The sequence below is a fragment of the Pseudomonas sp. AM14(2022) genome (assembly GCF_036346455.1).
Lineage (GTDB): Bacteria > Pseudomonadota > Gammaproteobacteria > Pseudomonadales > Pseudomonadaceae > Aquipseudomonas > Aquipseudomonas putida_A.
In genome coordinates this window covers 526,896-548,023 of sequence record NZ_JAOTNY010000003.1, presented here as the reverse complement: position 1 = coordinate 548,023, position 21,128 = coordinate 526,896, and the positions used below count along the sequence as shown (strand labels likewise).

At 59.7% G+C, this 21,128-nt stretch carries 24 protein-coding genes; 15 read left to right on the top strand and 9 right to left on the bottom strand.

Going from position 1 to position 21,128, the window contains the following annotated elements:
• The first annotated feature begins 53 nt into the window (after nucleotides 1-53).
• The gene (locus tag V3W27_RS09440; protein WP_139056004.1) at nucleotides 54-1,412 is read left to right on the top strand and encodes an HlyD family type I secretion periplasmic adaptor subunit; all 1,359 of its coding nucleotides are present in this window, start codon (nucleotides 54-56) and stop codon (nucleotides 1,410-1,412) included.
• 120 nt (nucleotides 1,413-1,532) lie between these two features.
• Here the strand turns inward: V3W27_RS09440 and V3W27_RS09435 are convergent, their stop codons facing one another.
• Together V3W27_RS09435 and V3W27_RS09430 are read right to left on the bottom strand one after the other, a co-directional pair.
• Nucleotides 1,533-2,129, bottom strand: a complete 597-nt coding sequence (locus tag V3W27_RS09435) for a tRNA-uridine aminocarboxypropyltransferase (RefSeq protein ID WP_330206452.1) — start codon at nucleotides 2,127-2,129, stop codon at nucleotides 1,533-1,535.
• A gap of 5 nt (nucleotides 2,130-2,134) precedes the next feature.
• Entirely contained in the window at nucleotides 2,135-3,028 is an 894-nt protein-coding gene (locus tag V3W27_RS09430) for a LysR family transcriptional regulator (RefSeq protein WP_007956593.1), read from the bottom strand.
• A 340-nt stretch (nucleotides 3,029-3,368) separates the two neighbouring features.
• On the opposite strand from V3W27_RS09430, the gene speB reads away from it, so the two are divergent.
• The 6 genes from speB (at nucleotide 3,369) to V3W27_RS09400 (ending at nucleotide 8,947) form a co-directional block, all read left to right on the top strand.
• Entirely contained in the window at nucleotides 3,369-4,319 is a 951-nt protein-coding gene (gene speB, locus V3W27_RS09425; RefSeq protein WP_003222717.1) for an agmatinase, read from the top strand.
• 10 nt (nucleotides 4,320-4,329) lie between these two features.
• Nucleotides 4,330-4,752, top strand: a complete 423-nt coding sequence (locus V3W27_RS09420) for a YybH family protein (protein WP_330206451.1) — start codon at nucleotides 4,330-4,332, stop codon at nucleotides 4,750-4,752.
• Nucleotides 4,753-4,808: 56 nt separating this feature from the next.
• Nucleotides 4,809-6,311: a purine-cytosine permease family protein gene (locus V3W27_RS09415; protein WP_330206450.1), complete on the top strand. Its 1,503-nt coding sequence runs from the start codon at nucleotides 4,809-4,811 to the stop codon at nucleotides 6,309-6,311.
• Nucleotides 6,312-6,464: 153 nt separating this feature from the next.
• Complete coding sequence (locus V3W27_RS09410; RefSeq protein WP_247267753.1) at nucleotides 6,465-7,844, top strand: sodium:solute symporter; 1,380 nt, start codon at nucleotides 6,465-6,467, stop codon at nucleotides 7,842-7,844.
• 86 nt (nucleotides 7,845-7,930) lie between these two features.
• A complete protein-coding gene (locus V3W27_RS09405; RefSeq protein ID WP_330206449.1) occupies nucleotides 7,931-8,656 on the top strand; it encodes an MBL fold metallo-hydrolase in 726 nt (241 codons plus the stop codon).
• Between the two features lie 42 nt (nucleotides 8,657-8,698).
• Nucleotides 8,699-8,947: an acyl carrier protein gene (locus V3W27_RS09400; RefSeq protein WP_330206448.1), complete on the top strand. Its 249-nt coding sequence runs from the start codon at nucleotides 8,699-8,701 to the stop codon at nucleotides 8,945-8,947.
• Nucleotides 8,948-9,149: 202 nt separating this feature from the next.
• On the opposite strand, the gene V3W27_RS09395 is transcribed toward V3W27_RS09400, so the two are convergent.
• Nucleotides 9,150-9,278: a PA1414 family protein gene (locus V3W27_RS09395; protein ID WP_003184145.1), complete on the bottom strand. Its 129-nt coding sequence runs from the start codon at nucleotides 9,276-9,278 to the stop codon at nucleotides 9,150-9,152.
• A gap of 142 nt (nucleotides 9,279-9,420) precedes the next feature.
• Complete coding sequence (gene ptrR, locus V3W27_RS09390) at nucleotides 9,421-10,314, bottom strand: putrescine utilization regulator PtrR (RefSeq protein WP_330206447.1); 894 nt, start codon at nucleotides 10,312-10,314, stop codon at nucleotides 9,421-9,423.
• 104 nt (nucleotides 10,315-10,418) lie between these two features.
• Here ptrR and V3W27_RS09385 point away from each other — a divergent pair, with 104 nt between their 5' ends.
• Nucleotides 10,419-11,600 (top strand): MFS transporter, encoded by a 1,182-nt coding sequence (locus V3W27_RS09385; protein WP_330206446.1) that lies wholly within the window; start codon nucleotides 10,419-10,421, stop codon nucleotides 11,598-11,600.
• On the opposite strand, the gene V3W27_RS09380 is transcribed toward V3W27_RS09385, so the two are convergent.
• From V3W27_RS09380 to V3W27_RS09370, 3 genes are all read right to left on the bottom strand, one after another.
• Nucleotides 11,545-12,477 (bottom strand): DMT family transporter, encoded by a 933-nt coding sequence (locus V3W27_RS09380; protein ID WP_330206445.1) that lies wholly within the window; start codon nucleotides 12,475-12,477, stop codon nucleotides 11,545-11,547. The two genes, V3W27_RS09385 and V3W27_RS09380, sit on opposite strands and share 56 nt — an antisense overlap.
• Before the next feature lie 256 nt (nucleotides 12,478-12,733).
• Entirely contained in the window at nucleotides 12,734-13,123 is a 390-nt protein-coding gene (locus tag V3W27_RS09375; RefSeq protein ID WP_330206444.1) for a DUF2177 family protein, read from the bottom strand.
• Between the two features lie 45 nt (nucleotides 13,124-13,168).
• On the bottom strand, nucleotides 13,169-14,005 hold the full coding sequence (locus V3W27_RS09370; RefSeq protein ID WP_247267759.1) for a CvfB family protein: 837 nt from the start codon (nucleotides 14,003-14,005) through the stop codon (nucleotides 13,169-13,171).
• Nucleotides 14,006-14,354: 349 nt separating this feature from the next.
• On the opposite strand from V3W27_RS09370, the gene V3W27_RS09365 reads away from it, so the two are divergent.
• The 3 genes from V3W27_RS09365 to V3W27_RS09355 all read left to right on the top strand — a co-directional run bounded on the left by V3W27_RS09365 (nucleotide 14,355) and on the right by V3W27_RS09355 (nucleotide 16,407).
• On the top strand, nucleotides 14,355-14,543 hold the full coding sequence (locus tag V3W27_RS09365) for a hypothetical protein (protein ID WP_016985943.1): 189 nt from the start codon (nucleotides 14,355-14,357) through the stop codon (nucleotides 14,541-14,543).
• A gap of 206 nt (nucleotides 14,544-14,749) precedes the next feature.
• Nucleotides 14,750-15,466, top strand: coding sequence for a TorF family putative porin (locus V3W27_RS09360; RefSeq protein WP_330206443.1), 717 nt, complete (start codon nucleotides 14,750-14,752; stop codon nucleotides 15,464-15,466).
• 71 nt (nucleotides 15,467-15,537) lie between these two features.
• The gene (locus V3W27_RS09355) at nucleotides 15,538-16,407 is read left to right on the top strand and encodes a DUF6279 family lipoprotein (RefSeq protein WP_330206442.1); all 870 of its coding nucleotides are present in this window, start codon (nucleotides 15,538-15,540) and stop codon (nucleotides 16,405-16,407) included.
• Between the two features lie 113 nt (nucleotides 16,408-16,520).
• On the opposite strand, the gene V3W27_RS09350 is transcribed toward V3W27_RS09355, so the two are convergent.
• On the bottom strand, nucleotides 16,521-16,913 hold the full coding sequence (locus V3W27_RS09350; protein ID WP_096797478.1) for a transcriptional regulator: 393 nt from the start codon (nucleotides 16,911-16,913) through the stop codon (nucleotides 16,521-16,523).
• 175 nt (nucleotides 16,914-17,088) lie between these two features.
• Between V3W27_RS09350 and V3W27_RS09345 the strand changes: the two genes are divergently transcribed.
• From V3W27_RS09345 to V3W27_RS09330, 4 genes are all read left to right on the top strand, one after another.
• Entirely contained in the window at nucleotides 17,089-17,823 is a 735-nt protein-coding gene (locus V3W27_RS09345) for a DUF899 domain-containing protein (RefSeq protein WP_330206441.1), read from the top strand.
• A 106-nt stretch (nucleotides 17,824-17,929) separates the two neighbouring features.
• The gene (locus V3W27_RS09340) at nucleotides 17,930-18,205 is read left to right on the top strand and encodes a hypothetical protein (protein WP_097086740.1); all 276 of its coding nucleotides are present in this window, start codon (nucleotides 17,930-17,932) and stop codon (nucleotides 18,203-18,205) included.
• Between the two features lie 262 nt (nucleotides 18,206-18,467).
• The gene (locus tag V3W27_RS09335; RefSeq protein ID WP_097086739.1) at nucleotides 18,468-19,052 is read left to right on the top strand and encodes a papain-like cysteine protease family protein; all 585 of its coding nucleotides are present in this window, start codon (nucleotides 18,468-18,470) and stop codon (nucleotides 19,050-19,052) included.
• A 12-nt stretch (nucleotides 19,053-19,064) separates the two neighbouring features.
• Nucleotides 19,065-19,664, top strand: coding sequence for a hypothetical protein (locus tag V3W27_RS09330; RefSeq protein ID WP_330206440.1), 600 nt, complete (start codon nucleotides 19,065-19,067; stop codon nucleotides 19,662-19,664).
• Nucleotides 19,665-19,727: 63 nt separating this feature from the next.
• Here the strand turns inward: V3W27_RS09330 and V3W27_RS09325 are convergent, their stop codons facing one another.
• Nucleotides 19,728-21,068: a DEAD/DEAH box helicase gene (locus tag V3W27_RS09325; RefSeq protein WP_041070247.1), complete on the bottom strand. Its 1,341-nt coding sequence runs from the start codon at nucleotides 21,066-21,068 to the stop codon at nucleotides 19,728-19,730.
• Between the last annotated feature and the right edge of the window lie 60 nt (nucleotides 21,069-21,128).

Genomic DNA, 21,128 nt, shown 5'->3' with positions numbered 1-21,128 from the left:
CTCGCCACAAGGAATGTTTTGACCTGTTTCTCTTGAGTGAGGGGTATCGCCGCATGTCAGCTTCATCTTCGAAAGAGCGCGGCTACTTCGACAGTTTCGGCAAAAGCGCCGAAGCCGAGTTCATGCCGGAAACCGCCGGCGCTTCGTTGCAGGATTCGCCGCGCTGGTCGCGGATCACCGTGTGGCTGGCGGCAGCGCTGTTGATCAGTGCGCTGGTCTGGGCCAAGTTCGCCGTGCTGGAAGAAGTGACCATGGGCGAAGGCAAGGCGATTCCGTCAAGCAAGGTCCAGGTGATCCAGAACCTGGAGGGCGGGATCGTCACCGAGATTTTTGTTCGTGAAGGACAAATGGTGAACAAGGGTGACAAGCTGCTGCGCCTGGATGACACACGCTTCCTCTCGAACAAGGGTGAGAGCGAGGCCGATCGTTACGCCCTGACCGCGCAAGTCGAACGCCTTTCCGCCGAAGCCGAGGGCCGTCCGTTCAAACTGTCTGACGAGGTGATCGCCAAGGCGCCACAGGTCGCCGAAGACGAGCGCGCGCTGTACGACCAGCGCCAACGGCGTCTGGCCAGCGAACAACGCACCCTCACCGAACAGCTGCGGCAGAAGACTCAGGAGCTGGCGGAGTTCCGCTCCAAGCAAGGCCAGTACAGTTCCAGCCTGGCGCTGCTGCAGCAAGAGATGAACATGTCGGCGCCACTGGTCGGCACGGGTGCGGTGTCACCGGTGGAGATCCTGCGACTCAAGCGCAGCGCGGTGGAAATTCGCGGTTCACTGAACGCAACGACTCTGGCCATCCCAAGGGCGGAATCGGCAATCAACGAGATCAAGAGCAAGATCGACGAATCGGAACAGACCTTCCGCTCCGACGCGGCCAAGGACCTCAATCAGAAACGCACCGACCTGTCGAAAATCACCGCGTCGAGCATCGCCATCGACGACCGCGTCAGCCGTACCACCGTGACTTCGCCGGTGCACGGAGTGATCAAGCAACTCAAGGTCAACACCATCGGCGGCGTGGTGCAGCCGGGCAGCGACATGGTGGAAATCGTGCCGCTGGAAGACAACCTGCTGATCGAAGCCAAGGTCCGTCCGCAAGACGTCGCGTTCCTCCATCCGGGCCAGAAAGCCATGGTCAAGTTCAGTGCCTATGACTACACGATCTACGGCGGGCTGAGCGCAAAACTGGAACTGATCGGCGCCGACACCATCACCGATGACAAGGGCAACAGCTTCTACCTGATTCAGGTACGCACCGATAAAAACCATTTGGGCGGCGATGTGAAACCGCTGCTGATCATCCCGGGGATGGTGGCGACGGTGGACATTATTACCGGGGAGAAAAGTGTGCTGGATTATCTGCTTAAACCAGTGCTCAAAGCCCGGACCGAGGCGATGCGCGAGCGGTAGGTATTGTTGAGATTTGCGGTGATTGATCCGGCGCCTTCGCGAGCAAGCCCGCTCCCACATTTGGAATGCATTCCCCTGTGGGAGCGGGCTTGCTCGCGAAGAGGCCAGCTTAGACGACGACTATCTGTCGCCATGATTACGCTGAAAAACCTCCTCCCCCATCGCCGCAATCTGCCCCTCGATCAGCGCCTCGAACGGCTTGAGCAACGGCGCAAACGTCGTCGGCGCTTCCAGAGTTTCCAGCGCATGCACAATCGCCTCAATGGTCGACAACGCCCCCGGCCCTGGTGGCTTGCGCAACCGGTAGCGCGACACCCCGTCCTGCGCCAGCGTCACCCGCGGCAACGCCGCCAACAACGGATTGAGATGAAGCATTTTGCGCGCCTTGCGCCAGGTGCCATCCGGCACCACCAGCAACAACGGTTCAGCGGATTCGCGGTAAGCCTGCATCGGCTGCGCATCGTCAGCGGGAAACAACAACCGCGCCTGATACCCCCGCCGATTGAGCAGCGTCGGCAGATCCTCGAACACTTCACCGACAATCAACTCGGCATTGGTCAAACCCAGAGCTGCCAGTCGCGCGGTGTTAAGCGCGTGATTGACCTCGCTCGGATGCTGCAACAGCAACACCCGGGTGCGGCTATCGAGGCTCGGGATCAGCGGGCACAGGCAATGGGTGTGTGGGCGCAGGCAGCGCGGGCATTGGGGTCTGGACATGGTTCTTATGCCTGATTGAGCTGTGCTTTGAGCAAATCACGGAAGGTCTGGATCAGCGGCTCGCGGCTGCGGCCACGGCGCATGATCATCGAGAATGGCGCCTGATAACCGAAGGTCGCCGGCAGCAACACGCGCAGGTCGCCCTTGTCGGCCCAGGCCTGGGCGTAGTGTTCTGGCAAGTAACCGATGTAGGCGCCGGAGAGCACCAGAATCAGTTGCGCCTCCATACTTTCCACAGTCGCCGCGCTGTGTTTGAAACCGTGCCGTGCCAGCTCGGCCTGGCTCCAGTAACCACGGCCGACCATGCGTTGCTGGGTGATGACCTGCTCGGGGATCCGCCGCTCGTTGAACAGCGGATGCCGGCTGCTGCAATACAGCCAGTGCTGCTCGCGGTACAGCGGCATGTACACCAGACCGCTCATGCGCGTGGAGAACGCGCCGATGGCCAAGTCGAGGCGGTTGTCCTGCACGCCGAGTTGCAGTTCGTAGGGGCTCATCACCGACAGATGCAAATGCACCGCCGGGTGTTCCTGACTGTAGGCGCCAATGGCCTCGGCGAACGGCAAGGCCTTGTCGCTGACGGTGGAGTCGATCACCCCGAGGTTGAGCGTGCCGCGCAGTTCGCCCTTGAGCGCCGCGGCGTATTGCTCGAAACCTTCGAGTTCGGCGAGCAGGCGCAGGGTTTCCTGATGGAACAGCTCGCCCTTGCTGGTCAGGCTGAACCCACCGCGCCCGCGATGGCACAGCACCAGACCGAGCGCCGCTTCGAGCTGGCTCATGTAAGTGCTGATCGCCGAGGTCGACAGGTTGAGTTCCTGCTGCGCATTGGCAAAGCCCTGATGCCGGACCACGCTGACGAAGATGCGCAATAGTTTCAGGTCGGGTAAAGCGTTGGCCATGTCTACTCCATCACAACAAGCATTCGGTGCGTCCGAAGAAACACAGTTCCTGTGGGAGCGGGCTTGCTCGCGAAGGCGTCGTATCAGTTGGCATCCATGTTGCTGACACACCGCATTCGCGAGCAAGCCCGCTCCCACACAGGCGTCATGTTCACCCCGGCGAACAACGACGAGTCTATCTCCAGCCTCCGCATTAGTTTAGAAAAATCTGAACTAAGTTTTTGCCCGTAGCGATTCTTCCCCGCCACTACATTTCGCAGAATCGGCCCCACAGCGGCGTCCGAACCTGTGCTCAACGGTGCGCCGACATAAATAAAACAAAGACGATGAGGCCCTACCCGTGGACAAGATTCTTCACCAACCACTGGGCGGCAACGAAATGCCGCGCTTCGGCGGCATCGCCACCATGCTCCGACTCCCCCATGTACCGACCGCTGCCGGCCTGGACGCTGCCTTCGTTGGCGTGCCACTGGACATCGGTACTTCGTTGCGCCCCGGCACCCGCTTCGGGCCGCGCGACATCCGCACCGAATCGGTGATGATCCGCCCGTACAACATGGCCACCGGCGCCGCGCCGTTCGACTCGCTGTCGGTTGCCGACATCGGTGACGTGGCGATCAACACCTTCAACCTGCTCGACGCCGTGCGCATCATCGAAGAAGCCTACGACAACATCCTCGAGCACAACGTGATCCCGATGACCCTGGGTGGCGACCACACCATCACCCTGCCGATCCTGCGGGCGATTCACAAGAAGCACGGCAAGGTCGGTCTGGTGCACATCGATGCCCACGCTGACGTCAACGATCACATGTTTGGCGAGAAAATCGCCCACGGCACGACCTTCCGTCGTGCCGTCGAAGAGGGTCTTCTGGACTGCGACCGCGTGGTGCAGATTGGTCTGCGCGCGCAGGGTTACACCGCTGACGACTTCAACTGGAGCCGCGATCAGGGCTTCCGCGTCGTACAAGCCGAAGAGTGCTGGCACAAGTCACTGGCGCCGCTGATGGCCGAAGTGCGCGAGAAAGTCGGTGGCGGCCCGGTGTACCTGAGCTTCGACATCGACGGCATCGATCCGGCCTGGGCGCCAGGCACCGGCACCCCGGAAATCGGTGGTCTGACGACCATTCAGGCGATTGAAATCGTACGCGGCTGCCAAGGCCTCGACCTGATCGGCTGCGATCTGGTAGAAGTCTCGCCGGCCTACGACACCACCGGCAACACCTCGCTGCTGGCCGCCAACCTGCTGTACGAAATGCTCTGCGTACTGCCAGGCGTGGTCCACCGCTGAGGGTTCGGCCATGAACGAACGTGATCAGGTGTTGAAAGCGGCTGCCGATCTGGTGTCCGCCTTCGCTCGTAACGATCGCGAGGCTTATTTCGGCGCGTTCAGCGCCGATGCAAGTTTCGTGTTTTACACCCTCGAACAGCCGCTGCTGTCGCGCGATGCCTATCAGGCCTTGTGGGACAGCTGGCGCGCCGAGGATGGCTTTGAAGTGCTGTCGTGCACTTCGAGCAACGCCTTCGTCAGCCTGCAAGGTAACGTGGCGGTGTTTATCCATGACGTGGCCACCGAGCTGCGCATGCAAGGGGAGCAACATTTCAGCCAGGAGCGCGAGACGATTGTTTTCAAGAAACAAGCGTCGAGCCTAGAACAACAAGGCCATTGGCTGGCCTGCCACGAACATTTGTCCGCAATGCCGGAAGGGCTGCCATCCCCTTAGCCAAACAGGTGACGCCTCACACACGATGAGGCGCGCCTTTATGATCGGAGCAGATCATGAATAACAACAACAACGACCAAAGCCTTACGCAAATTGAAACCCACGGGGTCGAACAGATCCCGGATCACGAACGCACCGCAGGCCCGACGGAATTGTTCCGGATGATCTTCGGTGGTTCCAATACCTTTGCCACCGCCGTGCTCGGCAGTTTCCCGGTGCTGTTCGGTCTGTCGTTTCAGGCCGGTGTCTGGGCGATTGTGTCGGGCGTACTGCTCGGCTCGCTGATCCTTGCGCCCATGGGCCTGTTCGGCCCGATCAATGGCACCAACAACGCCGTGTCGTCAGGTGCGCACTTCGGCGTGCACGGGCGGATCGTCGGTTCGTTCCTGTCGCTGTTGACCGCCATCGCGTTTTTCTCGCTCTCGGTGTGGAGTTCGGGGGATGCGTTGATCGGTGGGGCGAAACGCCTGATCGGTCTGCCGGAAACCGACTTGACCCTGGGCCTGGCCTACGGCTTGTTCGCGATTCTGGTGCTGACCGTGTGCATCTACGGCTTCCGCTTTCTGCTGTGGGTGAACAAGATCGCGGTATGGAGCGCCAGCCTGTTGTTCCTGCTGGGCATCTTCGCCTTCGCCGGTCCTTTCGACGTCAACTACGCCGGTACGGTGAGCCTCGGTCAGCCGGGCTTCTGGGCCGCGTTCATCGGCGCCGCGCTGGTAGCCATGAGCAACCCGATTTCCTTCGGTGCGTTCCTCGGCGACTGGTCGCGCTACATCCCGCGTGACACCTCCAAGCAGCGGATCATGGCCGCTGTGGTGCTGTCGCAGATCGCCACGTTCATCCCGTTCCTGTTCGGCCTGAGCACCGCGACCATCGTCGCGATCAAGGCGCCGGACTACATCGCGGCGAACAACTATGTGGGCGGCCTGCTGGCGGTATCGCCGAGCTGGTTCTTCCTGCCGGTGTGCCTGATTGCGGTGATCGGCGGCATGTCCACCGGCACCACCTCGCTGTATGGCACCGGGCTGGACATGTCCAGCGTATTCCCACGGGTGCTGTCGCGGGTCAAGGCGACGTTGCTGATCGGCCTGCTGTCGATTGCCTTCATCTTCATCGGGCGCTTCGCGGCGAACCTGGTGCAAAGCGTGTCGACCTTCGCCGTGCTGATCATCACCTGCACCACCCCTTGGATGGTGATCATGATCATCGGCCTGCTGGTGCGTCGCGGCTTCTACTGCCCGGACGACCTGCAAGTGTTCACTCGCGGTGAGCAAGGCGGACGCTACTGGTTCAATCACGGCTGGAACTGGCGTGGTCTAGGCGCATGGATCCCGAGCGCGGCGGTCGGCCTGTGCTTCGTCAACCTGCCGGGGCAGTTCGTCGGTCCGCTGGGTGAGCTGGCCGGCGGCATCGACATCAGCCTGCCGGTGACTCTGGGCCTGGCCTCGGTGGTGTACCTGACGCTGCTGAGCCTGTTCCCGGAACCGCGGGAGGTGTTCGGGCCCACGGATGCACGCCGCAAAGCCGCAGAAACACCTGAACTGCGCCAGGCCGTCTGACGCAAATCCCCTGTGGGAGCGGGCTTGCTCGCGAAGACGGCGGCACATCCAACATAGATGTGACTGACCCAAAGCATTCGCGAGCAAGCCCGCTCCCACAAGGGCAAATCGAATTCAGCCTCACATAAAAAAGACAATCGGAGACACGCCATCATGGCTTTGGATTTATTCGTCGTCCTCATCTACGCCGCCGGCATGCTGTTGCTCGGCTACTACGGCATGCGCAAGGCCAAGACCAACGAGGACTTTCTGGTCGCCGGGCGTAACCTGGGCCCAAGCCTGTATATGGGCACCATGGCCGCGACCGTACTGGGTGGCGCGTCCACCGTCGGCACCGTGCGCCTGGGTTACGTGCATGGCATCTCCGGTTTCTGGCTGTGTGCGGCGCTGGGTTGCGGCATCGTCGCGCTGAATCTGTTCCTCGCCAAACCGCTGCTGAAACTGAAGATCTACACCGTTACCCAGGTGCTTGAAAAACGCTATAACCCGATGGCCCGCTCGGCGAGCGCGGCGATCATGCTGGCGTACGCGCTGATGATCGGCGTGACCTCGATCCTGGCGATCGGCACCGTGCTGCAAGTGCTGTTCGGCCTGCCGTTCTGGATCTCGGTATTGCTCGGCGGTGGCGTGGTGGTGATCTACTCGGCGATCGGCGGCATGTGGTCGCTGACCCTGACCGACATCGTCCAGTTCATCATCAAGACCGTAGGTCTGATGTTCATCCTGTTGCCGATCTGCCTGTACCGCGTCGGCGGCTGGGACGAACTGGTGCTGAAACTGCCGGCAGCGGCGTTCAACTTCACCACCATCGGCTGGGACACGATCATCACCTACTTCATGATCTACTTCTTCGGCATCCTGATCGGTCAGGACATCTGGCAACGGGTGTTCACCGTCAAGACCGCCAAAGTCGCCCAGTACGCCGGCAGCATCGCCGGTATCTACTGCATCCTCTACGGTCTGGCCTGCGCGCTGATCGGCATGGCCGCTCACGTGCTGATCCCGGATCTGGACAACGTCAACAACGCCTTCGCCGCCATCGTCAAACTGTCGCTGCCGGACGGCATCCGTGGCCTGGTGATCGCTGCGGCTCTGGCGGCGATGATGTCCACCGCCAGCGCCGGCCTCCTGGCTGCTGCCACCACGCTGACTGAAGACCTGCTGCCGAAACTGCGCGGCGGCAAACAGTCGAGCCTGGCAATCAACCGCCTGTTCACCTTGCTGACTGGTGTTGCGGTACTGGGCATCGCGCTGGTGGTGAATGACGTGATCAGCGCCCTGACCCTGGCCTACAACCTGCTGGTGGGCGGCATGCTGATTCCGCTGATCGGTGCGATCTTCTGGAAACGCGCGACCACCGCCGGCGCCATCGCCAGCATGGGCCTGGGTTTCGCCACCGCACTGCTGTTCATGTTCAAGGACGGTCTGGATGCGAACACGCCGATCTACTACAGCCTGGCTGTGGGTCTGATCAGCTTTGTGGTGGTCAGCCTGGTCTCCCCTCGCCCGGCGACGGTGGCGAGTGCGATCTAAGCTTTGATGTAACGACTTGATGCTTTCTTCGACGGGTGTGGCGTCGGTTGCCACACCCGTTTTTTTACGTCTGGAGAAAATGGCTCATGAAGATCGTTTCGCGCGATCAGTGGTTCGAAGTTCAGCACTTGAGCGATGGCATTCGGCTGATCCATGAGCCGTATATCCGCCCGTTCTACCGCTGCAATTTGTGGCACGTGCAGGGGCGCGACAAAGACTTGTTGCTCGACAGCGGCTCGGGGCTGGTCAGCCTGCGCGAGCAGTTACCGTGGATTACCGAGCGGCCATTGGTGGCGGTGGCCAGTCATTGCCACTTCGACCACATTGCCGGGCATCACGAATTCGCCGAACGCCTGGTGCATCGCGCCGAGGCCGACATCCTCGCCGCGCCGGACGGCGAGAATGACCTGAGCCGGGCCTTCGTCGGCGACGACATGTTCGAGGCGCACCCGGACTGCCCGCTGTGCTACGCCGAATACCGGGTCAAGGCAGCGCCGGCCACCGGGTTTGTCGAGGATGGCGACGTGCTGGATCTGGGCAATCGCACCTTGCAGGTGCTGCACACGCCGGGGCATTCGCCGGGCGGGATCAGCCTGTATGAAGCGGCGACCGAAACGTTGTTCAGCGGCGACATCATCTACGACGGGCCGCTGATCGAAGACGCCTACCACTCCAATCTGCAGGATTACGCGGCCAGTCTGCGGCGTTTGCAGGCGCTGCCGATCCGCACCGTGCATGGCGGGCATTTCGGCAGTTTTTCCGGCGGGCATTTACGTTCGATGATTGACGAATGGCTGCGCGGGCACGCTTGAGGCCTGCTGTAATCAGTCGAAACAACCACGAATACCTCTGCCATGAGAAGAGCTGCCGTGCGTGCTGCGGTGCACCGATATATTCAGCGCCTGCTGGACTCCCGCGAATTCAACGACGACACCAGCCTGGTGCAATTAGGGCTGGAGAAGGCGGATATCGAGGATCTGATCTTTCATCTGGAAGATGAGTTCGGACTGACGGCGTTTACTGCCGAAGAGGATCACATGCTCAAGACCGCGAGGACTACGAAGGACCTGAGTCGATTTCTGCTAGAGATTGGAAGGCATTGAGAGGGTTTGCCAAATACAACCATCAGGGTGATCTGAAACCCTGTGGCGAGGGAGCTTGCTCCCGCTGGGCTGCGAAGCAGCCCCAAAACCATTCAGCCCGGTTATGTCAGACGGACCTTGTTCAGTGACCTTACGACTGCTGCGCAGCCGAGCGGGAGCAAGCTCCCTCGCCACAACAAGCGTCACTCACATGGAGCCGTACTTACCGCCGGCGAGGCTGACGCCGGCGCTGTTCGTCATCGGTGCGGATCGGTACGGGTTGCAGAGGCGGTTCGATCAAGCCGAGGGCAACACCCAAATCGTGCAGCCAGTTCTGAATTTTCTCTTTCATCGTCATGCCCCCTTCAGGGTAGTGCTGAGCGGCCGGAATTCTGAGGCCGCTTCGCACTGATAATAGTCCGAAGTCCTACGCAATGCTCGGCCAAATCCGCAATGATCTGTTACTGAATTGAACAGAATTATCATCGGTTGGTTCATGCCGTCTGCCGGGTTTCTTTCGCAGCCACGGGATAGAGCGCTTGCTGCTGTTCAATCCAGGCATTGAGGTTGGCCCCGACCATGCCCTTGCGCCACATGAGCCATGTTGTCGCACTGGCAAACGGTTCGGCCAACGGGTGCACTGCAACGCTCTCGCGCCCCGGCAGACTGGCGAGCATCGACTCCGACATCAATGCCACACCGCTGCCGGCAATCACGCAGGCGAGCATGCCCTGATACGACTCGATCTCCATCGCCCGTCCCATCGCCGCCTGATAGTGAACGAACCACGCCTCCAGCCGCGCGCGGTAGGCGCAACCATGACGAAAGGTGAACACCGCCCTGCCCTCGACCTCCTTGGCGCTGCGGATCGGCGGATGGTCAGCTTCGCTGATCAGCACCAGACGCTCGTCGTACAGCGGCACGCCGTCGATCCCCGCCAATTGTGGCGGGCCGTCCACCAACGCCGCATCGAGACGCCCGGAGACCAGACCTTCGAGCAACTCGCCGCTAGGCCCGGACTGCACTTGCAGATTCACCGCCGGATATTGCTTGTGATAGCGCGCCAGCAACGCCGGCAAATGGATCGCCGCGGTGCTGTACAGCGTGCCGAGGACAAAATCACCGGCCGGCTGCCCGCCCATCACCGCTGCACTGGCCTGATCGCGCAAGGCAAACAGCTTGCCGGTGTAGTCCAGCAGGACTTTTCCCGCAGGCGATAACTGCAAACGCTGACGCTCACGAACGAAAAGTTCGACGCCCAATTGCTCTTCCAGCTGTTTGAGCCGGGTCGACAGGTTGGACGGCACTCGGTGCAGGCGTTCTGCTGCGCGGGTGATCGAACCTTCCTCGGCGACTGCCTGAAAGATCCGCAACTGGCTGAACTCCACGACCTTTCTCCATAACAGAACAAGTTACTCACTATTATTCAATTTTAAAGAAAGTCAATCGCTTCTAGCCTGACGGTCATTGCTCCTTCAAAGGAATCCCGACCATGTCGCCCCTGATTCGCTTATCCGCCTGTTTCGTCGCCCTGATGATGGCCATGGGCATCGGGCGCTTCGCCCTCACCCCGCAACTGCCGCACCTGCTCAGCGAAGGCCAGGTCGACCTGACGGCCGCCGGTCTGATTGCTGCGGCCAACTACCTCGGTTACCTGCTGGGCGCGGTGGACGCGATGTTCGCCCACCGTCCGCAGCAAGTGCAGCGCCGGTTGCATGGCGGTTTGTGGCTGTGTGTGCTGCTGACCCTGGCATCGTTCTGGGCCAACGGCTTCTGGGCGCATTTGCTGCTGCGCTTTGGCACCGGCGTGGCGAGTGCCTTGGTGCTGGTGATGATCACCGCACTGAGTCAACCACTGGCAGCGGCGGCAGGCCGGCCACGGCTGGGGGCACTGGTATTTGCCGGTCCCGGACTGGGAATTTTTCTGACCGGGTTACTGGCACTGTTCTCACATCTGCTGAACCAGACATCTGCCACCTTGTGGCTGATCTATGCCGCCGTGGCGCTGGTGATATTGCTGGGGATCGTGCGGATCCTGCCGCAACCGGGCCTGCACACGCCGGTCGCCACCCTCAACGTCAATCATTCGAATCGCGGCATCCCGCGACTGGCAGCGGTGTATGCGTTATATGGCGTGGGTTACATCATCCCGGCCACGTTTCTCTCGCAAATGGCCAACGCGCAGTTTCACGGGCAATGGCAGGCCGACCTGTTCTGGCCGTGCTTCGGTCTTGGTGCGGCGATTGGCGTGCTGTTGGTGAGCCTGCGTCGCCATGATCCGAACACCACACGGCACTGGCTGACCGCCACCCTGTGGTTGCAGGCGCTCGGGGTCTTCGCCTGTCTGTTGGGCAGTGGTTATGGCCTGGCGCTGGGGGTGGTGTTGTGCGGCATGCCGTTCCTGGCCTGCATGCAACTGGTGATGCAACGCTCGCGAGAACTGGCGCCGCACACAACTCAGCGCAACGCCGGACTACTGACCGCATGCTTCGCCGTTGGCCAGCTCAGCGGCCCGTTGCTGGCGGCGCTGAGCAGCCATTTCAGCGGTGGTCTGCAACCGGCGCTGATCATTGCCGGCAGCGGTCTGCTGATTGCCGGCGGGCTTGCGCTGCAATCGGTCAGCGCTGGCCGAGGGCTTTGCGCAAACGCCGACGCACCCACTGTTCAGCGCTGACAAAGGTGATGCCGAGCAACACCAGCACCGCGCCGATGACGAAGTTCACGCTCAATTCCTCACCGAGCAGCACCACGCCGAACGTGACGCCGAACAACGGCGTCATGAACGAAAACACCGCAAGGTTAGCCGCCAGATAGCGGCGCAGCAGCCAGAACCAGGTCAGGTAACTGAAGAACGACACCACCAGGCCCTGGAACAGCACGCTGGCCACCGCCACGGTGGTCAGGCTGACGTGGCTGATCTGGCCGCTGAACAGCGCGATCAACAGCAGGCCGACGAAGCCGACGATCAGTTGATAGAACAGAGTCAACGTCACCGGTGCTTCCGACAGACGCGAGGCGCGCACCACCACGGTGGTCGCGCCCCAGCAGGCGCCGGCAATGACCCCGAACGCATCGCCCAACAGCATGCGCCGGTCGAGGTTGCCCCACGACACGCCGCCGGCGAAGGCGATGGCGATACCGACGAACGCGAGCAGAATCCCCAGCCATTGCAAAGGTCGCAGGCGTTCACTCGCCAGCAGGAAATGCACGCCGAGTGCGGTGAAAATCGGCGCGGTGTAGAGGAACACCGACATGTGCGCGGCGGTGGTCAGTTGCAGACCTTCGGCGATGAAGAAGAACTCCAGACCGAACAGCGCACCGGCCAGCAGCCCCCCACGCCAAGTGGTGCCGACCTGATCCCAGCCGCCCTTCCAGCACAGCAGCAAACCCACCAGCAACGCGGAAATCCCCGAACGCCCGGCCGCCTGCATCACCGGCGCGATGTCGGGCGCGGCCCACTTGATCATCACTTGCTGCACGCCCCAGATCAGGCAGAGGCCGATCATCACCTGCAAGGCAAACCCGTCGGCATTGCGCCGCTCGACACTCACCGCAACACCTCGAACACACACAACATGGCAGCCGTCCAATGGTCAAAAATCTGTGTCGGGGATTATCAATCAGTCGGACAGAAAAAGCCGTCTGGAAAAGACATTTTGTGCTTCAGTGGCGTCAGGGGTGAATGGTTGTCGGCTGCGCCGCCATTCGCGAGCAAGCCCGCTCCCACAGGATGATCGCATTCCCCCTGTGGGAGCGGGCTTGCTCGCGAAGGCGTCGCTCCAGACAACAAAGATTACGGGGCTGACTTCAAAATCGCTTTGCCACCAAAAAGCCGACCGTACACGCCACAGCCGTAGCAAACGTCCCCCACGCCCAATCCATCAAACTCACCTGCACCGACCAGCCGCGCAATGTCGCCCAATTGGTCAGGTCATACGTGCCGTACGCCACCAGCCCCAGCAGCGCGCCCATCTTTGCCGCACGTTGCCAGCTCTGTGCCGGCAAGACCACAAACAGCACGCAGCCAAAAACATACAGGCAATAAAAAACCGCTGCCGGAACCAGCAGCGGTTTTTCGAGCATCAGCGAACCGAGCAGCTCGCGGTAGGTTGGCGCCATCAGCACGCCGAGCCAGATACCGTCGAGCAACAGAAACGCCAGCAGAGTGGCGATATAAGCAAGCAACGGCTTTTTCATTTACCCGACCTCAAGTGACCCCATGCAACATGGGCCCCGGAAGGCTCAGGTTAGTTCAATGCGATCGGCATGAATGACGATCTTGCCTTCCTTGTACAGCGAACCGATGGCCTTCTTGAAGTTGCCCTTGCTGACACCGAACAGACTGCTGATCAACGCCGGATCGCTCTTGTCGCTGACGCCCAGCGTGCCATTGTTTTCACGCAACTTGGCGAGGATCTTCGAGCTCAGGCTGCTGGCCGCTTCCTGACCCACCGGTTGCAGGCTGAGGCTGATCTTGCCGTCGGCGCGCACTTCCTTGATGAAGCCCTTCTCGCGCATGCCGGAACGCATGAACTTGAAGATTTCATTCTTGTGGATCAAGCCCCAGTGCTTGTTGTTGATGATCGCCTTGAAGCCCATGTCGGTGGCTTCGGCCACCAGCAGATCAACTTCCTGACCGGCGCTGTAGTTGGCCGGGGTCTTGTCGAGATAGCGATCCAGACGTGCGGTGGCGGTGATGCGGCGCGTGTGTTTATCGAGGTAGACGTGCACCACGCAGTACTCACCAGCGGTCATCTGCCGCTTTTCTTCGGAATACGGCAGCAACAGATCTTTGGGCAGGCCCCAATCGAGGAACACACCGATGCTGTTGATCTCAACAACTTTCAGGCTGGCAAATTCGCCGACCTGAACTTTTGGTTTTTCAGTGGTAGCGATAAGTTTGTCATCGCTGTCCAGATAAATAAAAACGTTGAGCCAGTCTTCATCTTCGCTGGGAATATCTTTAGGGATATAACGGTTGGGCAAAAGAATTTCGCCGTCGGCACCGCCGTCCAGATATAAACCGAAGTTAGTGTGTTTAACCACTTGCAAACTGTTGTAACGCCCGACTAAAGCCATTTTCCAAAACCCTCATTGCGTGGGCGGCATTCTACCCGGTTTTGCCGGTCTCGTTCGCTGGGCAAGCAGCCTGCCGTAGAAAATCTGCGGAAGCCTTGATTTTCCTTGGTTTGCGCAGGCGGCTTGCCATTCGTCAGGCCAGCGCGAAGCCTGCTGTGCCGCTTCACGGCGGACATTTGCGCCAATGAAGAATAAATGTTGTTATTTAAAACAGTGGCTTAGGGGGATATTTCGGATAATTAATCGAGAATAATCCACCCACGCGCTCAGTTATTCCCGGGGATATTTATCAAGCAATTGTCAAGTTATTCCTGTACGATGCCTGGCCGAGTTACTTTTCTACAGGTTAATGGCCGCCATGCGTGTAAAAGCATCCACCAGCAAAGCAAAGCCAGCTCCAGCCGTTGAAACCAGCGAATCGATCAACGATCAGATCGCAGCGTTCCTCAAGTCCGGCGGCGAAATCCAGCAAATTGCCAAAGGCGTCAGCGGCCAGACGTTCGGTCCGTCCAAGCAGATCAGCCTGGGCAAGAAGTAACACCCGGTAATACACCCGTCCTGAGACGCTTTGAGCTTCGAAGCGTCTGGACTGGCACCCGCGTTACACCCTCCTTCTGTTTAACCAAATCTTTGAAAATCGACGAACGGCCATCATTGCCGAGCATTCGCCGGTATCCTTGCACGCGTCTGGATCAAGCGTTTCAGCAGGCTCAAGCCCTGCCCTCGCTGTTCATGGAGTGACGCATGCTCAAATCTTCCCGTTTATTGCTTGTAGGCCTGCTGGTTTGCTCGTCCGCGCACGCGCAGATTTTCCAGCGCGAGCTTGGCGACTTCGACCTCAAACTCGGCACCACACCCAGCCGCAGCATGGCCCAAGGGCTGGTCAAACCGGCGGCAGTCGGCTCGTTTCACGGCGGCCTCGATCTGAGCCACGACAGCGGTTTGTATGTCGGCCAGTACGCACCGAGCATGGGCCTCACACCGGGCAAGAACCTCGAAATCGACTCCTACATCGGCTTTAAACAACCTTTCGATCAGACCCTCGGCTACGAAGTCGGGATGATCCATTACAGCTATCCCAAAGTAGACACCCTCGACAGCCAGGAGCTGTTCGGCGGCCTGACCCTGCTCGGCAGCCGCTTCGGTGTGGCCGTCAGCAACGACCCGGACAAACAGAACAACACGCTGTTCGCCGACCTCGGCGGCAATCAGCCCTTCGGCATCGGGATCAGCATGAAATACACCACCCACCAACTGAACACGCCAGTGTCGGTGGACGGTGGTTATGTCAGCAGTTTTACCGACTGGTCGGTGAAATTTTCCCGGCCGATCATGGGCGTCGATCTCGATCTGATCTACAGCAATTCCAACCTCAGCGGCAGCGAATGTTCGGCGTACTCGGGGCACAACAGTCAGTGTGACGGGCTGGTGACGCTCAAGGCCGAGCGCGCGTTCTATTGATCGGCTGAACTGCCGGGAGCTTCCTGCGTTCACATGAGAATCAGACGTCAGGCTCTCGCAAGGATTCGCTCATGTCTCGCTGGTTCAAACACCTCGCCACCTTGCTGATCTTCACCCTCGCCCTCGGCGCCTGCAGCCGCGTCGGCCTGGCCTATCGCAATCTCGACGTGATCATTCCATGGACGCTTGGCGACTACCTGGACATGAACGGTGAGCAGAAGGACTGGTTCAACGAACGGCTCAAGGAACACCTGAACTGGCACTGCACCACGCAGCTGCCGGGCTACCTCGACTGGCTGGATCGCTTGCAGGCAATGGTCGAAAGCAATCAGGTGACCGACGCTGCGCTGCAAGCACGAACCGAGGAAGCGAAAAAAGCCATTGCCGAAACTGCACGGCAGATCACACCGTCGGCCATCGAGCTGCTGCAAGGGCTGGACGACAAGCAAGTCGCCGAGATGAACGATGCGTTTGCCAAGGATCTGCGCAAACGGGAAAAGGAATCCGTCAAACCGCCACTGGCGCAGCAGATCGCCGAGCGCGGCGCGCGCATGGACAAACGCCTGACCGATTGGCTTGGCCCGTTGAGCGCCACTCAGGAACAACGGGTGATGGCCTGGTCGACCGCGCTGGGTGATCAGAACACTCAATGGATCGCCAACCGCGCGCACTGGCAGCAGCAGTTCAGTAACGCCGTTGCCCAGCGTAAAAGTGCCGAATTCCCACAACGAATCGAGACACTTCTGGTCAACCGCGAGCGTTTATGGACAGCGGATTACCAGAAGGCCTACGCCAACACCGAAGCACAGGCGCGCTCGCTGGCAGTGGATTTGATGGCCGAAAGTACGCCGCAGCAGCGTCAGCGGTTGCTCAAGAAAATCGAAGGGGTGCGTAAAGATTTCAACGACCTCGAATGCCTCAAGGCCGCACAAAAACCTTAAGGCTATGCAAAAAACAAAGTGGGAGCGGGCTTGCTCGCGAATGCGGTGTATCAGACACGTAAAGGGTGAATGACACGCCGCATTCGCGAGCAAGCCCGCTCCCACAAAGGCTGTCAGGCAATCTGCGCTTTGGAAGCCACCTCATCAAACGTCGCTTCATCCAGCGCATCTTCCTGCTCGTCCAACACCTGCCGCGGATGATCATTGCCGGGAATGCTGCTGTCGATCAGGCTCAGCAGGCTTGATCCGCGTGGCGTCAGAATGAAATTGCTGCCGGTACTGCCCATATGATCCGGGCGCGGTTCGATAAATCCACGATCGAGCAACAAGCCTTCATATTCGCAGGCCACCGTTTTCAGGTGATCCAGATTCTCGATCGGCTCGCCTGCACTGGCTTTCTGCGCCGCATAGTCCTCGGCATATTTTCGCGGCGCGAAACTTTCGCCTGCGCTGTTCTGCACTTCATGCAGCAAGCGTTCAATCAAATCCCAGTTATAAGTCGTCATCCTGATTCAACCTCCGGTGCGCGTGATTTGGGGCGCTGTCATAGGTTGTGACCCGGACGCATCGCAGCCGTTCAGCGGCATTTTCCGCGGCGACCGACCGGCGGTCTGTCGAATTGATCGAGGGTTAAACGACTAGTCTGACAAAGACGGTTTCAACCCCGCAGGAGAAATCATCATGAACGTCGAGAATCATCCAGTGGTATCGCGCGAAGAATGGCTCGCTGCGCGCAAACAACATCTGGCCGAAGAAAAGGCCTTCACCAAGGAACGCGACCGCCTCAGCGCCAAGCGCCGCGCGTTGCCCTGGGTCAAAGTCGACAAGGACTATCAATTTCAAGGCCCAAACGGCGAACTGAAACTGGCCGACCTGTTCGGCAAGCACAGCCAGTTGATCGTTTACCATTTCATGTTCGCCAAGGACTGGGAGGAAGGCTGTCAGGGCTGCTCGTTCCTGTCCGACCACATCGACGGCGCCAATCTGCATCTGGCCCACCACGACATCGCCATGGTCGCGGTCTCCCACGCCCCGTTCGAGCAGTTTCAGGCCTTCAAGCGGCGTATGGGCTGGAAATTCGACTGGGTCTCGTCAGACGGTTCCGATTTCAACTACGACTTTGGTGTTTGCGCCAGAACCGAGGACGCCGAAGCCGGAAAGGCTACCTACAACTACGAAAAGACTGACAGCGCCGAGGAAGAAATGCCGGGGCTGAGTGTGTTTTATCGCAATGAATCCGGGGAGATTTTCCATACCTATTCAACTTATGCCCGTGGGCTGGATATGTTGGTAGGGGCCTACAACTATCTCGACCTCACGCCCAAGGGCCGCAATGAGGACGAGATCATGGAATGGGTACGACACCACGACCGATATGAGAGAGAAACAAAATCCAGTTGCTGTCATGGCAGTTGATAAACCTGTGGGGGCAAGCCTTGCTGGCAGCCACAACTCTGAACTTTTTATGTCATCCAGCTCTCCACCGGTTAACCCGCCCTACCCGGAACGGAGGCCTGCCCCCATGAAAACCCTGCTCAAGCTCACCCTCGCCGCCACCCTAGCCTGCGCCCTGCCGGTCTGGGCCTGCACACCAGAAGAGGCCACCGCCAAACGCGAACAACTGGCCAAGGAAGTGGCCAAGCTCACCGAACAGAATCCGGCCAAGGCCAAGGAAATCAATGCCGAGTTGCAGAAGATGGACTTGGGCACGGCCAGCGCCGATCTGCCGGACAAGTGCCAGTTGATTGATCAGCGCTTGAAGGAACTGGACTCGGCTGAGAAAAAAGCCGACAGCTAAAAGCAAGATCAAAAGATCGCAGCCTGCGGCAGCTCCTACACCAGACCCTGTAGGAGCTGCCGAAGGCTGCGATCTTTTGATCTTAAAAATGCATTTGTGCATTTATTTTCTTGCATAAATGCATATCCGGACTAAGGTTACATCGAGCAAGGAGATCGGCACCGTTCATCGCAGATGAAAACCGTTAACCACCGATCGCTCGGCAATACCGCAACACAATCACAAGCTGGACGCTTGTTTTCATTCATGGAGGACTGAAAAAATGTTAACCACTCAAGCAACATCGTTCACCGGCGAGAGCCTGCCAAGGTGCCTTGTTGGCCACCTGATCGACCCGCAACTGGTCGAGGTTGAAGCCACTGCGCAAACGGCAGCACTGGCCGCTGCCAACCTTAACTTCACGATGCAGAAACAGACTCAGACCAATTGGTGCTGGGCCGCTGTTTCCGCTTCGGTCGGCAATTATTACGGCACTGGAAACTGGACCCAGTGCGGCGTCGCCAGCACCCAACTGGACCGCAATTGCTGCAGCCAGCCGGGGCCGTGCAACGTCTACGGCTATCTGGATTCGGCCCTGCAAACCACCCGCAGCTATAACGGGATGAATCAGGGTTCGCTGCAGATGTCGGCCATTCAGAACCAGATCAACATGGGCCGCCCGGTCGGCTTGCGCTGTGCCTGGTACGGGGGTGGCGCGCACTTTCTGGCGATCTACGGCACCAACGGCAACTACGTGCTGATCGCCGACTCGATCTACGGTTACTCGACCCGCGCGCTGAACTCATTCCCCGGTTCGTACAACGGCGGCGGCAACTGGACTCACACTTATTTCACCGCAAAAAACTAGAAGGGCGACATCATGCAACTGACTTATCCAAAGGCGCCTTCCAACGGCGTACAGACTTTGCGTCCGGTGCTGCAAGCCGCGCTGCAAAACCACGGCTTCGGCATCAACCGCCAGTTCGCCAACGCAACACCGGCCAAAGTCAGCCTCAGCGAAGCCTATCGCGGCTACTCGCTGACACTCGACGACCTGAGCCAAGGCAAGGGTCTGAAAGACGCACGTATCGGCGACTGGCATTACCTGGTGTTTGCCGACGGCGTAAGCATTGCCGATGCGCAACTGGCCGAGATGCGTGGCCATGTCGAGTTCGCTTCGCTGAACCACGGCACCCGGGCCGCCGACACCGTGGGCGCGTTGAAACTGGCGGAACAGGCGCCGCAATTGCAGGGCAAAAGCGTTGAACTGCGGGTGCTGTTTGTCTCGGCACTGCACGTCGTGGCGATCTGGCTGCACGCTGACGGTGAAGATGTACTGATCCCGATCGAGCCGACGCCGAAAGAGCTCGGGAACTTGCGGCTGTACAGCGAAGCTGCGTTGCTCGCGCAGCTCAAACCGGCGGCAGATCGCGCCAAACAGCGCTTTGACGCAGACACCAGCGGACAGTTGGGGAACTGACAAACCCTGCGCATAAAAAAACCCGGACACTGTCCGGGTTTTTTATTGGCCATTTGTGGCGATTTATTCAGCCGCAGGCTCAGCCGGCTTGCGACGCTTGAGCGGGGCCATGCCGTCGCTGCTCACCAGCGAATCCGGCTTTGGACGGTTGGCGCTCTTGCGCTTGGTCGGGGTCTTGGCGGCTGTTTTCTTCTTGTCGCCCTTGGCGTCGGTCTTTTTCTTCTTCACGCCGACGGCTTTGCCCGAGGCCTTGACCTTTTTCGGTCCGCCGTAGGTGCCTTTGACTTCCTTGATGGTGCGGCGCTCGAAGCTCTGCTTCAGGTAGCGCTCGATGCTCGACATCAGGTTCCAGTCACCGTGGCAGATCAGCGAGATCGCCAGACCGTCGTTGCCGGCGCGACCGGTACGACCGATGCGGTGCACGTATTCGTCGCCGCTGCGCGGCATGTCGAAGTTGATCACCAGATCCAGGCCATCAACGTCCAGACCACGGGCCGCGACGTCGGTAGCGACCAGAATCTTCACGCCGCCCTGCTTCAGACGATCGATCGCCAGTTTGCGATCCTTCTGGTCTTTCTCGCCGTGCAGCACGAACGCCTTGTATTCCTGAGCCACGAGGCGGCCGTAGATGCGGTCGGCCATGGCCCGGGTGTTGGTGAAGACGATGGCCTTCTGATAGGTCTCGTTGGCCAGCAGCCAGTTGACGATCTGTTCTTTGTGCTGGTTGTGGTCGGCAGTGATGATCTGCTGACGGGTGGTCGAGTTCAGCTGGCTGACCGCGTTGAGCTGCAGATGCTCAGGGTTGTTCAGCACCTTGGCGATCATCTCGCGCAGGCCGGAACCACCGGTGGTGGCGGAGAACAGCATGGTCTGCTGACGGTTCGGGCATTCGTCGACCAGACGTTGCACGTCTTCAGCGAAACCCATGTCGAGCATGCGGTCGGCTTCGTCGAGCACCAGCACTTCGACTTCTTTGAGGTCGAGGTTGCCGGCGTTGAGTTGCTCGATCATCCGGCCCGGCGTACCGATCAGGATGTCCGGCACCTTGCGCAGCATCGCGGCCTGCACCTTGAAGTCTTCACCGCCGGTGATCAGGCCGGACTTGATGAAGGTGAACTGCGAGAAGCGTTCAACTTCTTTCAGGGTCTGCTGGGCCAGTTCGCGGGTCGGCAGCAGGATCAGGGTCTTGATGCTGACGCGGATCTTCGCCGGGCCGATCAGGCGATTGAGGATCGGCAGGACAAAAGCGGCGGTCTTGCCGCTACCGGTTTGCGCCGTCACCCGCAGGTCACGCCCCTGGAGCGCCAGCGGAATGGCCGCTGCTTGCACAGGCGTTGGCTCGACAAATTTCAGCTCGGCCACGGCTTTGAGCAGGCGTTCGTGCAGGGCGAATTGGGAAAACACGGGTGCTACCTCGAAGATATGCAAAAAAACAGCTGCATAGGTTACCGGTTTCGAGCGCTC

What these genes read in the sequence shown, in the direction of transcription:
- V3W27_RS09440 (WP_139056004.1), top strand. Translation starts at nt 54, where the DNA reads ATGTCAGCTTCATCTTCGAAAGAGCGCGGCTACTTCGACAGTTTCGGC.
- V3W27_RS09350 (WP_096797478.1), bottom strand. Translation starts at nt 16,913, where the DNA reads ATGACGACTTATAACTGGGATTTGATTGAACGCTTGCTGCATGAAGTG.
- V3W27_RS09355 (WP_330206442.1), top strand. Translation starts at nt 15,538, where the DNA reads ATGTCTCGCTGGTTCAAACACCTCGCCACCTTGCTGATCTTCACCCTC.
- V3W27_RS09360 (WP_330206443.1), top strand. Translation starts at nt 14,750, where the DNA reads ATGCTCAAATCTTCCCGTTTATTGCTTGTAGGCCTGCTGGTTTGCTCG.
- V3W27_RS09345 (WP_330206441.1), top strand. Translation starts at nt 17,089, where the DNA reads ATGAACGTCGAGAATCATCCAGTGGTATCGCGCGAAGAATGGCTCGCT.
- V3W27_RS09420 (WP_330206451.1), top strand. Translation starts at nt 4,330, where the DNA reads ATGAACGAACGTGATCAGGTGTTGAAAGCGGCTGCCGATCTGGTGTCC.
- V3W27_RS09395 (WP_003184145.1), bottom strand. Translation starts at nt 9,278, where the DNA reads ATGAAAGAGAAAATTCAGAACTGGCTGCACGATTTGGGTGTTGCCCTC.
- V3W27_RS09415 (WP_330206450.1), top strand. Translation starts at nt 4,809, where the DNA reads ATGAATAACAACAACAACGACCAAAGCCTTACGCAAATTGAAACCCAC.
- V3W27_RS09385 (WP_330206446.1), top strand. Translation starts at nt 10,419, where the DNA reads ATGTCGCCCCTGATTCGCTTATCCGCCTGTTTCGTCGCCCTGATGATG.
- V3W27_RS09330 (WP_330206440.1), top strand. Translation starts at nt 19,065, where the DNA reads ATGCAACTGACTTATCCAAAGGCGCCTTCCAACGGCGTACAGACTTTG.
- V3W27_RS09405 (WP_330206449.1), top strand. Translation starts at nt 7,931, where the DNA reads ATGAAGATCGTTTCGCGCGATCAGTGGTTCGAAGTTCAGCACTTGAGC.
- V3W27_RS09410 (WP_247267753.1), top strand. Translation starts at nt 6,465, where the DNA reads ATGGCTTTGGATTTATTCGTCGTCCTCATCTACGCCGCCGGCATGCTG.
- V3W27_RS09375 (WP_330206444.1), bottom strand. Translation starts at nt 13,123, where the DNA reads ATGAAAAAGCCGTTGCTTGCTTATATCGCCACTCTGCTGGCGTTTCTG.
- V3W27_RS09365 (WP_016985943.1), top strand. Translation starts at nt 14,355, where the DNA reads ATGGCCGCCATGCGTGTAAAAGCATCCACCAGCAAAGCAAAGCCAGCT.
- V3W27_RS09370 (WP_247267759.1), bottom strand. Translation starts at nt 14,005, where the DNA reads ATGGCTTTAGTCGGGCGTTACAACAGTTTGCAAGTGGTTAAACACACT.
- V3W27_RS09430 (WP_007956593.1), bottom strand. Translation starts at nt 3,028, where the DNA reads ATGGCCAACGCTTTACCCGACCTGAAACTATTGCGCATCTTCGTCAGC.
- V3W27_RS09335 (WP_097086739.1), top strand. Translation starts at nt 18,468, where the DNA reads ATGTTAACCACTCAAGCAACATCGTTCACCGGCGAGAGCCTGCCAAGG.
- V3W27_RS09400 (WP_330206448.1), top strand. Translation starts at nt 8,699, where the DNA reads ATGAGAAGAGCTGCCGTGCGTGCTGCGGTGCACCGATATATTCAGCGC.
- V3W27_RS09340 (WP_097086740.1), top strand. Translation starts at nt 17,930, where the DNA reads ATGAAAACCCTGCTCAAGCTCACCCTCGCCGCCACCCTAGCCTGCGCC.
- V3W27_RS09435 (WP_330206452.1), bottom strand. Translation starts at nt 2,129, where the DNA reads ATGTCCAGACCCCAATGCCCGCGCTGCCTGCGCCCACACACCCATTGC.